Source organism: Companilactobacillus nantensis DSM 16982 (genome assembly GCF_001435815.1).
Classification (GTDB): domain Bacteria; phylum Bacillota; class Bacilli; order Lactobacillales; family Lactobacillaceae; genus Companilactobacillus; species Companilactobacillus nantensis.
Map to the genome: position 1 here is coordinate 1 of NZ_AZFV01000094.1, position 206 is coordinate 206.

The 206-nt window shown below is 39.8% G+C and carries 1 pseudogene; it reads left to right on the forward strand.

Going from position 1 to position 206, the window contains the following annotated elements:
• A pseudogene (locus FD31_RS14435) lies at window positions 1–206 on the forward strand (group II intron reverse transcriptase/maturase); the annotation flags it as partial.

The following is a 206-nucleotide window of genomic DNA, read 5'->3' on the forward strand; positions in this document are numbered from 1 at the left end:
AGTATCTCTAAATTTCTTGAGAATGACCTGAAACTAACGGTCAATAAGAAGAAGACTAAAGTTGGGTCTCCTTTGAGACTGAAATTTTTGGGATTCTCACTTGGTGTATCGAGCAAGGGCACTTACGTGCGTCCTTGCCAACAAGCCAAAATGAGAGTTAAACAATCACTCAAGAAAATAACGAAGAGAAATCGAGGTAGAAGCCT